General features: G+C 57.7%; 13 protein-coding genes, 1 tRNA gene and 1 pseudogene. 11 read left to right on the top strand and 4 right to left on the bottom strand.

What is annotated here, in order from left to right; translation table 11 throughout:
* Nucleotides 1–373: 373 nt before the first annotated feature.
* Nucleotides 374–1,861 carry an aldehyde dehydrogenase family protein gene (locus V3C63_RS05160; protein ID WP_329886740.1) on the top strand — a complete coding sequence of 496 codons (1,488 nt, stop codon included), beginning with the start codon at nt 374–376 and terminating at the stop codon, nt 1,859–1,861.
* Between the two features lie 110 nt (nt 1,862–1,971).
* Here V3C63_RS05160 and V3C63_RS05155 read toward each other — a convergent pair whose 3' ends face one another.
* Entirely contained in the window at nt 1,972–4,074 is a 2,103-nt protein-coding gene (locus tag V3C63_RS05155; protein ID WP_329886739.1) for a hypothetical protein, read from the bottom strand.
* Between the two features lie 25 nt (nt 4,075–4,099).
* Nucleotides 4,100–6,202: an efflux RND transporter permease subunit gene (locus tag V3C63_RS05150; protein WP_329886738.1), complete on the bottom strand. Its 2,103-nt coding sequence runs from the start codon at nt 6,200–6,202 to the stop codon at nt 4,100–4,102.
* Nucleotides 6,203–6,527: 325 nt separating this feature from the next.
* Between V3C63_RS05150 and V3C63_RS05145 the strand changes: the two genes are divergently transcribed.
* From V3C63_RS05145 to V3C63_RS05105, 9 genes and pseudogenes are all read left to right on the top strand, one after another.
* A complete protein-coding gene (locus V3C63_RS05145) occupies nt 6,528–7,124 on the top strand; it encodes a TetR/AcrR family transcriptional regulator (protein ID WP_329886737.1) in 597 nt (198 codons plus the stop codon).
* 88 nt (nt 7,125–7,212) lie between these two features.
* Nucleotides 7,213–7,288, top strand: a tRNA-Val gene (locus V3C63_RS05140).
* A gap of 278 nt (nt 7,289–7,566) precedes the next feature.
* Entirely contained in the window at nt 7,567–7,719 is a 153-nt protein-coding gene (locus V3C63_RS11920; RefSeq protein ID WP_483434126.1) for a hypothetical protein, read from the top strand.
* Entirely contained in the window at nt 7,709–9,061 is a 1,353-nt protein-coding gene (locus V3C63_RS05135; RefSeq protein WP_483434125.1) for an anaerobic carbon-monoxide dehydrogenase catalytic subunit, read from the top strand. The genes V3C63_RS11920 and V3C63_RS05135 overlap by 11 nt, the downstream gene beginning before the upstream one ends.
* A 58-nt stretch (nt 9,062–9,119) precedes the next feature.
* Nucleotides 9,120–9,851 (top strand): ABC transporter substrate-binding protein, encoded by a 732-nt coding sequence (locus tag V3C63_RS11915; protein ID WP_483434124.1) that lies wholly within the window; start codon nt 9,120–9,122, stop codon nt 9,849–9,851.
* A 74-nt stretch (nt 9,852–9,925) separates the two neighbouring features.
* Complete coding sequence (locus tag V3C63_RS05125) at nt 9,926–10,177, top strand: hypothetical protein (RefSeq protein WP_329886736.1); 252 nt, start codon at nt 9,926–9,928, stop codon at nt 10,175–10,177.
* A 13-nt stretch (nt 10,178–10,190) separates the two neighbouring features.
* Nucleotides 10,191–10,373, top strand: a complete 183-nt coding sequence (locus V3C63_RS05120; RefSeq protein ID WP_329886735.1) for a hypothetical protein — start codon at nt 10,191–10,193, stop codon at nt 10,371–10,373.
* Nucleotides 10,374–10,380: 7 nt separating this feature from the next.
* Nucleotides 10,381–11,093, top strand: a pseudogene (locus V3C63_RS05115) (ATP-binding cassette domain-containing protein); the annotation flags it as partial.
* A 45-nt stretch (nt 11,094–11,138) separates the two neighbouring features.
* On the top strand, nt 11,139–11,441 hold the full coding sequence (locus tag V3C63_RS05105; protein WP_329886759.1) for a hypothetical protein: 303 nt from the start codon (nt 11,139–11,141) through the stop codon (nt 11,439–11,441).
* A 45-nt stretch (nt 11,442–11,486) separates the two neighbouring features.
* On the opposite strand, the gene V3C63_RS05100 is transcribed toward V3C63_RS05105, so the two are convergent.
* Nucleotides 11,487–11,963: a dihydrofolate reductase gene (locus V3C63_RS05100; protein ID WP_329886734.1), complete on the bottom strand. Its 477-nt coding sequence runs from the start codon at nt 11,961–11,963 to the stop codon at nt 11,487–11,489.
* Nucleotides 11,960–13,006 carry a pyruvate kinase gene (gene pyk / locus V3C63_RS05095; protein WP_329886733.1) on the bottom strand — a complete coding sequence of 349 codons (1,047 nt, stop codon included), beginning with the start codon at nt 13,004–13,006 and terminating at the stop codon, nt 11,960–11,962. Before pyk ends, V3C63_RS05100 begins: the two co-directional genes overlap by 4 nt.
* A gap of 63 nt (nt 13,007–13,069) precedes the next feature.
* Between pyk and V3C63_RS05090 the strand changes: the two genes are divergently transcribed.
* Nucleotides 13,070–14,026 carry an ROK family glucokinase gene (locus V3C63_RS05090; protein WP_329886732.1) on the top strand — a complete coding sequence of 319 codons (957 nt, stop codon included), beginning with the start codon at nt 13,070–13,072 and terminating at the stop codon, nt 14,024–14,026.
* Nucleotides 14,027–14,187: the final 161 nt, after the last annotated feature.

The raw sequence follows: 14,187 nt of genomic DNA, 5'->3' as shown, positions 1-14,187 counted from the left end.
AAAATTAAAATGTGCTGACAATCATATAAAACAAAATTAAACGATGAATATTATACCCGACGCCCATTCAAACCGCAAGCAAGCTTAAAAAGACGCGCGAAAATTTGTGAAATGATTGACACGAAAAGACAAACCGTTGAAAAATGAATAAACGGGTTTCATTTGATAAAAAATACGCAAATGGATGTCGTTTGAAGAACCTTGATATTACCGGCTGATGGAGGGTGTGTGTTTTTCAAAAAGAACAAGATATAGTATTAACAATCTATTATCTAACGATATCTTGACAAATTGCAAACGATGATTGCCAATCTTTTTAATGTCGGTATACAATATTGATGAGAAAATTTTTCGACAAATGGGAGGAGAAAAAATGAACAAACCGACATTACAAGAAACGTATCAGCTTTATATCGGCGGGAAGTGGCAGGACGCCTCCGACGGCGCGACCTTCACGACCAGCTGTCCGGCGACCGGCGCGGCGCTTGCGACCTGCGCCCAAGCAACCAAGGAAGATGTGGACGAGGCGGTGAAAGCGGCGTGGCGGGCCTTTGGTACTTGGAAGAACACCACGGTAGCCGAACGTGCGGCAATCCTCAATCAGGTGGCGGATATCATCGACGAAAACAAAGCATTTCTGGCCGCCGTTGAATCGGTAGATAACGGCAAGCCGATCCGAGAATGCCTGGCCATCGATATTCCAATGAGCGCGCAGCACTTCCGCTATTTCGCCGGCTGCATTCAAGCGGAAGAGGGCAGCGCCAATATGCTCGACGGCAACACGATGAGCCTGATCCTGCGCGAGCCCATCGGCGTAGTCGGTCAGATCGTGCCCTGGAACTTTCCGTTTTTAATGGCGGCCTGGAAGCTCGCGCCGGTATTGGCGGCGGGCGACTGCACCGTTTTTAAATCCTCGAGTTCCACGCCGTTGAGCGTTTTGGAATTGGCAAAGCTGACCCAGGACGTGATCCCGGCCGGGGTGTTTAACGTGATCACCGGCTCCGGCTCGAAATCCGGGCAGTATATTTTGGATCATCCAGACATCCGCAAACTGGCCTTCACCGGCTCGACGGAAGTCGGCCGTGACGTGGCCCGCGCCGCGGCGGAGAAACTGATCCCGGCCACTTTGGAACTGGGGGGAAAATCCGCGAATATCTTCTTTGATGACTGCGATTGGGAAATGGCCATGGACGGCGTGCAGCTGGGCATCCTCTTCAATCAGGGGCAAGTGTGCTGCGCCGGGTCCCGGGTTTTCGTGCAGGAGGGGATCTACGACCGCTTTGTCGAAGAGGCGGTAAAACGTTTTAGCGCGGTGAAAGTCGGGATGCCACTGGACGAAAGCACCCAGATGGGCGCCCAGATTAACGAGAAGCAGGTGCAGAAGATCTTAAGCTACATCGAAATTGGCAAGCAGGAGGGCGCAACGGTGGTTTGCGGCGGCGAACGCGCCACGGAAGGCGAATTGGCAAAGGGTTGCTTTATGAAGCCGACGCTGCTCACCGGCGTGACCAACGACATGCGCGTGTCCCGGGAAGAAATCTTCGGGCCGGTGGCGGTGATCATCCCGTTCAAGGACGAGGCGGAGGTTGTCCGCATGGCCAACGATTCGGCTTACGGTCTCGGCGGCGCCGTCTGGACCCGGGATATCAACCGGGCGATCCGCGTGGCCAGAGCGATCGAAACCGGCCGGATGTGGGTCAATACCTATAATGCGATTCCGGAAGGGGCGCCCTTCGGCGGCTATAAGGAATCCGGAATCGGCCGCGAAACCCACAAGGTTATGCTCCAGCATTACACCCAAACCAAGAATATTCTCATCAATCTTTCAGAAGCGCCCTCGGGCTTCTATCCAAAACAGTAAGGCGAAGGATTTCACCTCACACGGTTTACCAAACGGCCGACATGCGGATCGCGCGTCGGCCGTTTTTGATGCGCACAAAAAAGGACGCCCGCGGGCGTCCAGTTGCTGATTTATTTTATTTCCGACGTTTCGATGACAAAGTGCACCGAGCCACTCATGGCGTCTGTTTTGCCGGAAAAATTGTTGTAGTCCTTGCCGGCCTGCTTGATGGTTTTGAGTTTGCTGAGGGCGCCTTTGAAGTCGTGATTGTAGTAGCCGGCCAGTTTGTCGATGCCGGCGGTTTTAAACTGGCTCATGCCCGAATAAAGGGTGCCGAGGCCGCTCGTCAGCGTGGCGGAGCCACTGGTGAGCTGGGAAGCGCCGTTGTTAAGCTTGGTGTTGTTGGCCTTAAGGGTTGCGAGCCCGTCGGAGAGGGTTTTGCTTCCGCGAGCCAGGGTTTTGCTGCCGTCTGCCAGCTGACCGACGCCGGCGGAGAGGTTTCCGGTGCTGTCGTTGAGTTTTTTCAGGCCGGTGTTGAGTTGGTCGGTGCCGGCGGCGAGCACTTCGATGCCCTTTTGAAGGTTAGCAGAACCTTGTGCGAGCGAGGTGGTGCCATTAGAAAGGGCAGTCAATCGTTTTTGAATTGCTGAGATTTCTTCAGTCGATGGTAGTTCAGCCGATACTTGGTTCAGCGTTTTCCATCCGGCAGAAAGCTGATTGAGTTTATCAAGAGACTCATTAATGCTATTGAGTGCCCCTCGTTGCTGAGAAATAGCGGAATTATCGTTGTTTTCGGCGGATTGAATAAGTTGATTTGTTACCGTCGTGCGTTGTTGTTTTAAGGTTGTGATTTTCGTATTAACGGCGTTAATGCTACCATATGAATTTTCGTAGGATTGTTTTTGCGCGTTTAAATTGGTGATATTTTTTTGAATGGCGGCGAGCTTGCTGTTTAGGCCATTCGTTCCGTCTGTTCCGTTAAGACTTTGGCTTAATTGTGATTGCATATCGGCGGCACCTTTAGTTAAATTCGCGGCGCCCTTCACGGCGCCGGGATTTGCTGAGGTGCCGTCGCCTCGATAACCGGCGACGAGCTGCTGACTGCCGCCGTAGAGCCGGGCGACACCCTGAGAGAGCGCCGGCGTTTGACGATGGAGGGTCGCGAGGCCTCCCGCCAGAGTGTTCGCCCCAGTGGTCAGGCTCGCGCTGCCGTTCGCTGCGGTGGCCACGCCGCCGGTGTAGGTGGTGAGCCCGTTGGCCAGGGTGCCGGCGCCGGCCGTGAGCTTGGCGGAGCCGTTTTTCGCGGAGAGGGATCCGGCGACGAGCTGGGCCGAAGCGTTTTCCAGCCGATTGACCGCCTTGTCGAGATCGGAGAAGCTGTCGATCTTGTCGAGGCCGGCCTTTTCGAGGACATCGGTCGAAGCGGAGGTGATGGTCGGCCCCATCGCAAAATGTTTCACCGAGGCGGTGATGGTCACCGTTTCGGGAATCTGAACCTTGGTTTGTCCGGACAGGCCAAGGTTTTCGGTCAGGCCGGGGAAGGCGAGGCCGACAACAATGTTATTGGTGCCGTCGGCGACGACGGTGCCGTGATCGATCTGCACGTCGGTGAACTTTTTGGCCGGCAGGTTCAGCGCCGTGGCCACGGCAAAGGGTGTGTGGATGCCGTCGGTGGTGCTTGTGTTGTTATAGAAGATCGTCATTTCGAGCTGGCCGCTTTTGCCGGCAATATCCTTGGCCGTGACGTTTTTGCCGTTGAGCTTATAGCTGATATGAACCGAGAGCGGCAGGGACTTGTCGGTCTTGCCCTGATAATAAATATCCTTATTTTTGGTCTGCCAGGTCAGGCTGCTGCCGTTTTGTTCAAACTTTTCATTGCCCTTGAGGTTGGTGATGCCGGCGAGATCGGAGCGGTCGGCAAGACGGCCGGAGCCGTCCACGTTTTTCAGCCAGTCCGACACGGTGACGGAAGGGCTACCCCCGGTGGCATCGGTCTTGACATAGACCGTTTCTTCTTTGGTGATGCCGGCGCCGGACACGGTGCCGGTGCCGGATACTTTTTCAGCCTGACGGGTCAAAGATTGTTTGGAGACGGTAGCGGCGTTCGCCGGCTGCGGCGTCAGCGCCGCGGCCATGGTGCCGCCGGTCAGCGCGAGGGCGAGGGCGGCGGCCGTCAGCGTTTTGGCTGCTCGGGATTGCCGCAATGTTCGAAATGAAGGAAAATGCTGTTTCATGGGATTGTCCTTTCTGAAGTTTGACTCAGTCGAAGGCCGCGTCGGCATTTAAAAGCGCGCGGTCGGGATCGACGAAGCCCCTGGAGGTTTTAAGAATCAAATGGTCGAAGAGCATCAAAAGCGACGGCAGCACAAAGACGACAGCCGCCATCGAAACCAATGCCCCGCGGGCCATCAGCATGCACAGGGAGCTGATGATGTCGACATTGGAGTAAATGCCGACGCCGAAGGTCGCGGCGAAGAAGCCCGCGGCCGAGACGATGATCGACGGGATGGCAAAGGCCAGAGCGTTTTCAACCGCCCGGCCCTTGGCCTTGCCTTCAAAGCGCTCCCGCTTGTAGCGCGTCGTCATTAAAATGGCGTAGTCCACCGTGGCGCCGAGTTGGATGGTCGAGATGCAGATCGGCGCGATAAATACCAGCGAGGTGCCGGTGTAAAACGGGATGCCCAGATTGATGAAGATCGCAAACTCGATGACGGCGACCAGGATAAAGGGCAGGGAGAAGGACTGCAGCACCAGTGCGATGATGATGAAGATCATCGCCATGGATACGATGTTGACGACGCTGAAGTCGTGGTCGGCGATGGTGACCAAATCCTTGGTGGCCGGCGCCTCGCCGATGAGCATGCCCTTGCGGTCGTAGCGGTGCATCACGCGGTTGATGCGCGTCACCTGGGCGTTGACCGCATTGGTGCCGGTAGTGTAGCGGCTGGTGACGATCAGAAGTTTATAGTGCTTGCTTTCCATGATGTCCCGGACCCGATCGGGGATCATACTTTCGGGAACGGTGGGCCCGAGGAGGCTGTCGGCGCCGAGCACGGCCTTCACCCCTTTGACACCCTTCACCGCGTTTACCATTTGATAGGTCTTTTTGGCGGAGAGGTTTTTGTCCGCGAGGATCATATGGGTCGAGCCGGTTTTAAAATCATTTTCGAGCTTGTGTCGGGCGATGGTGTAGCCGAGGGTCTTCGGCAGCTTGGCGCCCATATCGTAATACGACTGGGTGTGGGTGTAGCCGATGGTCGCCGGGATCCAGATGATTAAAAAGAGGATGAGCACCAGGCGGCGCCGGCCGACGATGCCGCGGGCCAGCCGCTTCATGTCCGGCAGGACGGAGCGGTGGCGGGTGCGTTCGATCAGAGAATCGAAGGTGAGGATCAGCGCCGGGAGCATGGTCACGCAGCTGATGACCCCGAGGATCACGCCCTTGGCCATCACGATGCCCAGGTTCATGCCGAGCCTAAACGTCATGAAGCACAGGGCGATGAAGCCGGCCACCGTGGTGACGGAGGAGCCAGTCACCGAGACGATGGTCGCGTTGATGGCCCGGGCCATGGCGGTCTTGCGGTCGCCGTTGTTCAGGTTGAGCTGCTCCTCGTAGCTGTGCCAAAGAAAGATAGAATAGTCCATCGTCACGGCCAGCTGCAGCACGGCGGCCAGGGCCTTGGTGATGTAGGAAATCTCGCCGAGGAAAATATTCGAGCCCAGATTCCAGAGGATGGCGATGCCGATGCTCGCCAGGAAAATAAAGGGCACGATGTAAGAATCCATGAAGATCATCATCACCAGGCAGGACAGCGCCACCGCGATGGCGATATACACCGGCTCTTCCTGTTCGCTCAGGTTTTTAAGGTCGGTGACCATGGCCGACATTCCGGAGACAAAGCATTGTTTGCCGGCGATGCGGCGCATCTGGGTGATGGCCTGCATGGTCTCGTCCGCCGAGGTCGACGTGTCGAAAAAGACGGCCATCATCGTCTCGTCGCCCTTGTTGAAGGCTTTGTAAACATCCGAAGGGATCATTTTTTTCGGGATGGTCAGGTCGGCGACGCTGTCGTACCAGATCACCGAATCCACGTGATCGATTTTCTTGAACTTTTTTTCGATGGCGGCCACCCGCTTGTCGCTCATGCCTTCAAAGATCACCAGCGAGAAGCCGCCCTTGCCGAAATCCTTCATCAGGATATCCTGGCCTTTGATGGTGTCGATGGAATCGGGCAGATAGGTCAGCACGTCGTAATTGATGCGCGTGTTGAAGTAGCCGAATGCTGAGGGAATTAGGAGCAACAGCCCGACGATCAGAATGGGAATTCGAAGGCGGACAATGCTTTTGCCGAATGCAGCCATAGTGTCATTCCTTTCTAAAGATATAAATAAGATAAAAATAAAGCCGCGGTTAAAACGATCATTCGATTAGTTTTCAACAAGAGATAAAAAATAAACAGTTGTTGAATTTCTAACCATGGTTTATTATACTGGTAATGGAATGAAAATCAATAATCAGATGTTTATCAACTGTTCTTTATTCAACAAAAAAATAAAAAATGTTTAGAAATATCAAAAAGAATGTACGCATGCTTTTGATGCTTGAGACGTTGGGGAGATATGCTAAGCAGAAAGCGATACGGGTGAAGAAGCGTTTGGCGCATTGCAAAAGAAGGGGGCATGAAAAGTGATAGAGAAGGAAAAGAAAGGACGCAGGGAAGACCGCCGGGTGCGCAAGACCAAGGCGGCGCTGCGGAAAGCGCTGACTGATTTTTTGCGGGAGAAGCCGATCCAGGAAATTCGCGTGCGGGAGATCGCCGACAAGATTGACATTAACCGCGGGACCTTCTATCAATATTATCGGGATGTCTACGATATGCTGGCCCAGCTGGAGGCGGAACTTTTCGAGCAGTTCAACGTTATTTTCAAGGCGCATCGGGATCCGGTGATGACCAACGAAGACATCAAGGCGGTGTTTGTGCAGATTTTCACCCTGCTGGCGGCCAATGCGGATTTGGCGATCGTGCTGATGGGGCCCAACGGCGATCCGGTGTTTGTGGATAAAATCCGGCAGATGGTGCGCCGCCGCTGCATTGACGATTTTTTTCGGAATTATCAAAAGAATCCGGACGAGACCTTTGAATATTTTTATGCCTATGCGGTGTCCGGCTGCATTGGCCTTTTTCAGCGCTGGCTGAGCGGCGGCGCCAGGGAAACGCCGGAGCAGATGGCCGATATTGTAGAAGAAATTCTGCTCAAGGGCGTTCAGATGCTCGAAGGATAATTAAAGATGATAATGAATAAAAAATAAACGGCGGCGGGCGGGAATGATGCTTGACAACGCGGTGAATTGTGGTATCATAATAAACGATGATCCCTTAGCTCAGCTGGAAGAGCGCTACCTTCACACGGTAGAGGTCGCTGGTTCAAGCCCAGTAGGGATCACCATCCTTGTAAAAGAATACTGTGTTTCACAAATAACGGATTTGCTCACGCGGATCCGTTATTTGTTTGCAGGCTCTGCCGATGCGCGGGGCCTATTTTTTATGTCGGCAACGGTACACTCGGGGATGAAAAATAGCAGGATCGACAAGCAACACTAAAAATATAGAATATATATGAAATAAATAGGATTGACAGGCCACAAACAATAGCCTTATGTATAGTCGTTTTATGCAGTTGCATTAAAACAACATACTTCAGAAACATTAGAAAAGGAAGAGGCCATGATCGAAAAAATCCGCGGCCATCGCAATTTGATCGGCTTTGATGAAAACGGCATTCCCACGGTAACCCATCCGGCGAGGGTCCATCATCACGACAGTTCGGACGACGACGCTTTTATCCGCGATTATATGGCGGCGGTTAATGCCTATTAAGAAGACTTTCCCGGATCGGGATGAGCAGATTGAACAGACGCCGGACCCGGCGGTGTGGGAAATGCTGAGCCGGCAGAAGCAGCTGGACATTGACACGACCTTTGATCGGTTTGACAGGCAAAAGCCTCAGTGCAGCTACGGGTTGGCCGGCATCTGCTGCAAAAATTGCAATAGGGGTCCCTGCCGCATCACGGCGAAGGCCAAGCGCGGTATCTGCGGGGCGGATGCGGATCTGATCGTCGCGCGCAATCTGCTGCGCTCGACGGCGGCCGGCGCGGCCCAGCACGGCATGTACGGCCGGGAGCTCATGCTCGAGCTCAAGTGGGCGGCGGAGGGCAAGCTGGATGTGCCGCTGCTCGGCGAGCAAAAAATCAAGGACACGGCAAAGGCCTTTGGCATCCCGACAGCCCATCGCCGGCTCAAACATATCGCCGCCGATCTGGCGAACGCGCTGCTTGCCGATCTGTCGAATCCGGATCCGGCAAAGCCCTATCGAACCGTTGAAGCCTGCGCGCCGCCGGAACGGGTGGCGGTGTGGAAGGATCTGGAACTCGTGCCCATCCGTGCCTATCACGAGGTGTTCGAGGCCTACCACAAGACCGGTGTCGGCACCGACGGCGACTGGAAGAGCATTTTGCAGCAGATGCCGCGCTGCGGCCTGGCCTTTACCTTCTCCGGGGTGGTGGGGACCTCCATTGCGACGGACGGGCTCTTTGGCGTCGGCGACCGGGTAACCTTGAAGGTCAACATCGGCGCGCTGAAGAAGGGCTATGCGAACATCGCGGGGCACGGGCATCTGCCGCTTTTGGTGAAGGAAATCGTGAAGGCGGGCCAAAGTGAGAAATTTGTCGAGCCGGCAAAGCGCCAAGGGGCGAAGGGCATCCGCTTTTACGACATTTGCTGTTCCGGCCTCTCGGTAATGTATCGCTATGCCGGGGTGATTCCGCCGTCTAACGCGGTATCGGCGGAATTGGTGCTGGGCACCGGTGCCCTCGATTCATGGGGGGCGGATGTGCAGGATGTGTCCCCGGCGATCATGGATGTGGCGCGCTGCTATAAGACCACGGTGGTCACCACCAGCGCCTCGGCAAGACTGCCCGGGGCGGAGCGCTTCGAATACGACCGTCACCACAGCAACATCGGCGAAACCAAAGCGCTGGCGGAAAAAATCGTGATACGCGGCATTCAAAGATTTGCCGACCGCCGGGGGTGCCGGTTTATATCCCGCCCTACGAAGTCGAGGCGGAGGTGGGCTTTTCGGAGGAATATGTGCACAAGCGTTTCGGCAGCATGGCGCCGCCGGCCGAGGCCATTCGCGACGGGCGCATCCTCGGCGTGGTGAACATGGTGGGCTGCAACAACCCCCGGGTGCCCTACGAGCGCTGCATCGCCGGGTGCTGGTGAAAAACAACGTGCTCATTCTCTCCAACGGCTGCGCCTCTTATCCGCTGATGAAGCTGAGCTATTGCAGCAAGGCGGGGCGGGAAACGGCCGACGAGACGCTGTGCGGCTTTCTCGCGCCGGGTCTGCCGCCGGTGTGGCACGTGGGCGAATGCATCGATAATAGCCGCTCCTCCGGCATTTTTGCCGGGATCGCGGCGGAGCTTGGCATCAAACTGCCGGACATGCCCTTTGCCTTTTCCTCGCCGGAGTGGAGCAAAACGATGGCTCGGCTGCCTTCGTGCCGCCCGACACCTGGCTGCAGCCGGCACAGAGCATCATCGCCGCCGCGAGCAGCCAGCCGGGCCAAAAACGGGCGGCCGGCGGAAATGCCCTCTCCGCTGGCCGACGGCGCCATCGACGCCTATTGCGTGGCGGAGCCCTACGGCGCTGTGGTCGTGGCAAAGCACTTCGGGCATGTGCTGGCCACCTCGGACGCGCTTTGGCCGGATGCCATCTGCTGCGCTTTTGTGCTGCGGGGCGATTTTATCGATGCGCATCCCAGGGCGGCGCAGCGCATCGCGACGACCTATCGGGGGACCGGCTCGGCTTTAAACGATCGCGAGGCGGCCGCGCTTTCGGATCGATACCTGAATCAGGAACGCAGCGCGCTTAAGCAGTCGCTGAAGTGGATCGACGGTTCGCATCTCACGCTGACGCGCAAAGATTACGCGGCGCTTTGCGGAAAATGATCGACGGCGGCATCGCCAGGCGAACGCCGGCCTCCGATGATTTTGTGTACGCGCTCGAAGGAAGGAAGTAATCGATGCAGCAATTGGTAAAACTGAAATTTGCGGTGCTCATCGCGGTTTGGGCGGCAGCCGCGCGGCGGTTAAACGTCAATCCGGCGCTCTTCCCGTCGCTGGCACAGGCAGCCCGGGCCTTCGGCGAATTATGGACCACCGGCCTGGCCGGCGGTTCTTCGGCACTGCCCTTGCCGGCGCATATCGGCGTGAGCCTCGGGCGCTTCGCGGCGGGCCGACCATGCTGCGCTCGGCTATTTCCCAAGAGCCTTTGATGATGCCAATCCCGTGCTGCGGCTGCTGAGGCCCATCGCGCCGGTGGTTTGGATGTCTTTTATCGTGCTGTGGTTTGGCATTGGCGATGCCCCGGCCGTCGCCATCATTTTTATCGCGGGCTTTTTTCCGGTGCTGCTTGCCGCGGCCCGGGCCGTGGGACAGACTCCGCCGATTTATTGGCAGGGCGGCGGATAACTTCGGGATGAGCGGCTGTCGGAAGATCACGAAGGTCGCCTTCTCGGCGGCCTTTCCCCAGATCATGGCGAGCCTGCAGGCGGCCATCGGCACCGCGTGGATCTTTCTGGCATCTGGGGAGATGGTCGGCGCCCAGTCGGAGCCGGGCTTTCTTATCATGGACTGCAAGAACGCCATCCGTTCCGACGCGCTGCTCGCGGTGATGATTGTCATCGGGATCATCGGGCTAATTTTGAACAAGGCGGTTGCGGCGATTGAAAAACGGGTGCAGGCGCACTGGGGCGGGAGGCGCGGAATGATCGAAATCGAAAAAGTTTCAAAAGGTTTTCCGGAGCAAAAGCGAAACGCGCGCTTTACGGCGCTCGACCGGGTGTCGTCATCCGTGGCGCCAGGCGAACTGTTTTGCCTGCTCGGACCTTCGGGCTGCGGCGAGAGCACGCTGCTGGGCATCCTGGTCGGCTTTATCGCGCCGGATACCGGCGAAGTGCGCATCGACGGGGAACCGGTCACCGGGCCGTCGCCGTCTCGGGTGATGATCTTTCAGCACTACGGCCTTTTGCTCTGGCGCACCGTGGCGGCCAACGCGGCCTCGGCCTCGAGATCCGGGGCGTGCCGCGCGCGGAGCGCGAGGCCAAGGCGGCGCATTATCTCGAGCTGGTGGGCCTTGGCGGGGCCAAAGACAAACATCCGGCGCAGCCTTCCAGGGGCATGCAGCAGCGGGTGGCTATTGCCAGGGCGTTGGCCGTCGAGCCGGAGGTCTTGTTTATGGACGGGCCCTTCGGCGCGCTGGACGCCATCACCCGGATGCGGCTGCACGAAGACGTGAAGCGGCTGAGCCAGGAGACGGGCACCACCATCGTCTTTGTGACCCATGATATCGAAGAGGCGGTGCATCTGGCCGACCGCATCGCGGTTATGGCGGCGAATCCCCGCCGGATCCACGAGGTGCTTCCGGTGCAGATGCCTTGGGTGCGGGAGTGCACGTCCGACGATTTTATTTTGATGCGCGACCGCGTGTTTGCGGCCATGCACATGAAGCCAGAGTATCCCTTGGAATATTATTTATAATCAAAAAAAGCCCTTCCGGGCTTTTTTGTTTGGATTTAAAAATCGCTATGGTTTTCGCCAATAGGTATAATAGTCGTAGCTCGGATCGCCGGAAATGTGGGCGTCAAGGGTCTTTGTGAAAAGCGCCGGATTAAAGGCGGGAAAATAGGTATCGCCGACATAAGCCGCATCGATCTCGGTGAGATAGAGCACATCGGCCAGGGGCAGCGCTTCGGCATAAACCGCCGCGCCGCCGGCGATGAAGAGCTGATCGGAGCAAGCGGCCCCCAGGCGAAGGGCCTCGGCCAGACTGGCAGCGGTCTGGCAGCCGGGAGCCCGAAAGGTTTTGTCCCGCGACAGGACGATGGTTTGGCGGCGGGGGAGCGGCCGGCCGATTTCGGCATAGGTCCGGCGGCCCATGATCACCACATGGCCGGTGGTCAGTTTTTGAAACCGCGCCTGCTCGCCGGGAATCTGCCAGGGGATGCGGCCATGGTCGCCGATGAGGCGGCAGCGGTCGTAGGCGGCGATAAGGGCGATCATAGCGTCACCGGCGCGGCGGTCGCCGTGCGCACCAGGTAACGCATGGCCTCGGCGGGATAGTCGCCGGCGGCGGTTTCCCCGGTGAGCATCAGCGCATCGGCGCCGTCGCAGACGGCGTTATAAACATCGCTGACCTCAGCCCGGGTGGGCACGGGATGGCGGCGCATGCTGTCGAGCATCTGGGTGACCACCATAAAGGGGCAATTTTGAGCGCGGCAGCGGGCGGCAATGGCCTTCTGCGCGGCGGGCAGTTGCCAGAGCGGCAGAGCGCTTCTGAGGTCGCCCCGGGCAATTACCAGCCAATCCGTTTCATGAATGACGCGGTCTAGATGGTCGAGGCCGGCGAGGTTTTCGATTTTGGCGAAAATCGTAAGATCTTCAATCCGGGATTCGGCGAGGCTTTTGCGCAGCTTTTGGATATCGTCACCGCTTTGCACGAAGGGCATCATGACCTGGGTGACCCCGCAAGCCCGGGCCAGAGTCAGATTGTGGCGATCGGATTCGGTGAGCAGGGGCAGATCCAGGGATATGCCTGGCAGGGCGAGGCTTTTGCAGCTTTCCAAACGGCCGCCGCGGATCACTCGGCAACAAACGCTGTCGGCGATGCGTGAGATGGCGCGCAGTTCGATTCGGCCGTCGTCCAGCAGCAGCGGCTGACCGGGCACGAGCGCATCCAGCACGGCGGCAGGGACCGGGATGGCATCGGAAGCGGGCGCGGCGGCTAGGCGCACGCGCCCATCGCAGGACAGCGCGAGGGGCTTTGGCAGTTTTCCGATGCGCAGCTCCGGCCCGTGGAGATCGATCATCAGATCGGCCGTGACGTCGCAGCGCGCTTGTGCCGCGCGGAAGGCCGCGAGCCAATTGCCGCAGCGGTCGAGATCGCCGTGGGAAAGATTGAGCCGCATCCCCGTCATACCGGCCTCGAGCAGCGTGCAGAACGTTTCTTCGTCGCAGCAGCTCGGCCCGAAGGTGCCGTAAAATTGGAGCGGTGCCGATGCGGCGGCCGACAGCTTAAAATAAGATGGCAAGTTTAAAGGTTTCATGGCATCATTATAGCATAGCAGGCACGGCGTGCGGTTTTAAAAATAAAGGAGGGACGCGGGAAGATGCAAAAGGTTTTTGGGATTGATATCGGCGGCACCAGCGTTAAAATGGGATGCTTCACGACGGGGGGCGAGCGCTTGGACGAATGGGCGATTCCGACGCGAACGGCGGCAGCCGACAACCGGATTCTGCCGGACATTGTGGCGAGTATTGAGGCCTATTGCCGGCAGCATGATCTTGCGCGATCGGCGATGATCGGTGCGGGCATCGGCGTGCCGGGACCGGTGGATGCCGAGGGGATCGTCGACGGCGCTGTGAACCTCGGCTGGGGGCGCTGCGATCCCGGAGCGGCCTTTACCAAAGGAACGGGCATACCGGCGGCGGTGGGCAACGACGCCAACGTGGCTGCACTGGGTGAATGTTGGCAGGGGGCCGGCAAAGGCAGCAAAAGCTTGGTAATGCTCACCCTGGGAACAGGTATCGGCGGCGGTGTGGTGGTGAACGGGCAACTGGTGGCCGGCTGCCACGGGGCAGCCGGGGAGATCGGTCACTTCCCGGTGAATCCGGACGAGACGGAAGCCTGCGGCTGCGGAAAACACGGATGCCTGGAGCAATACGCTTCCGCCACGGGGATTGTGCGACTGGCCAGGCGAGCACTGACCGCCGATCCCCATCGGCCGACGCGGCTGCGGAAGGAAGCGCTTTCCGCGGTAACCATTTTCGAGGCGGCCAGGGCGGGCGACGCCCTGGCTCTGGCGCTGGTGGACCGCGTTGCCGCGCTGCTCGGCCAAGGGCTTGCAGCCGTCGCCGGAGTGCTGGATCCCGAGGTATTTGTTATCGGCGGGGGCATGGCCAATGCCGGGGAATTTTTACGCGGGCGCATCGAGCGCGCGTATCGGCGGCTGGCCTTTGCGGCTTCGCGCGACACGCCCATTCAACTGGCACAGCTGGGCAATGACGCTGGCATCGTCGGCGCGGCAAAGCTGGCGCTCGAGGCAAAGTCCATTAAAAAAGATTAATGACGGCATTTATCCCCGGTATTCACAGGTTATGCACAGTTTTAATCGGGGATTTTTCGATATTTGCGGATAATCCACAGAATTGTGGACCATCTGACCGTAAAATATGCACAAGTCTGGACGTATTATCCACAAATTTATCCACAGAAGGTTGGAGAGAT

Source organism: Pseudoramibacter faecis (assembly GCF_036289405.1).
GTDB classification, from domain to species: Bacteria; Bacillota; Clostridia; order Eubacteriales; family Eubacteriaceae; genus Pseudoramibacter; species Pseudoramibacter faecis.
This window is presented reverse-complemented; position numbering and strand designations above follow the sequence as displayed.

Bases quoted from the DNA above. Each gene is read 5' to 3' on its own strand.
- V3C63_RS05160 (WP_329886740.1), top strand. From the start codon at position 374: ATGAACAAACCGACATTACAAGAAACGTATCAGCTTTATATCGGCGGG.
- V3C63_RS05155 (WP_329886739.1), bottom strand. From the start codon at position 4,074: ATGAAACAGCATTTTCCTTCATTTCGAACATTGCGGCAATCCCGAGCA.
- V3C63_RS05150 (WP_329886738.1), bottom strand. From the start codon at position 6,202: ATGGCTGCATTCGGCAAAAGCATTGTCCGCCTTCGAATTCCCATTCTG.
- V3C63_RS11920 (WP_483434126.1), top strand. From the start codon at position 7,567: ATGATCGAAAAAATCCGCGGCCATCGCAATTTGATCGGCTTTGATGAA.
- V3C63_RS05135 (WP_483434125.1), top strand. From the start codon at position 7,709: ATGCCTATTAAGAAGACTTTCCCGGATCGGGATGAGCAGATTGAACAG.
- V3C63_RS05125 (WP_329886736.1), top strand. From the start codon at position 9,926: ATGCAGCAATTGGTAAAACTGAAATTTGCGGTGCTCATCGCGGTTTGG.
- V3C63_RS05105 (WP_329886759.1), top strand. From the start codon at position 11,139: ATGGACGGGCCCTTCGGCGCGCTGGACGCCATCACCCGGATGCGGCTG.
- V3C63_RS05100 (WP_329886734.1), bottom strand. From the start codon at position 11,963: ATGATCGCCCTTATCGCCGCCTACGACCGCTGCCGCCTCATCGGCGAC.
- pyk (WP_329886733.1), bottom strand. From the start codon at position 13,006: ATGAAACCTTTAAACTTGCCATCTTATTTTAAGCTGTCGGCCGCCGCA.
- V3C63_RS05090 (WP_329886732.1), top strand. From the start codon at position 13,070: ATGCAAAAGGTTTTTGGGATTGATATCGGCGGCACCAGCGTTAAAATG.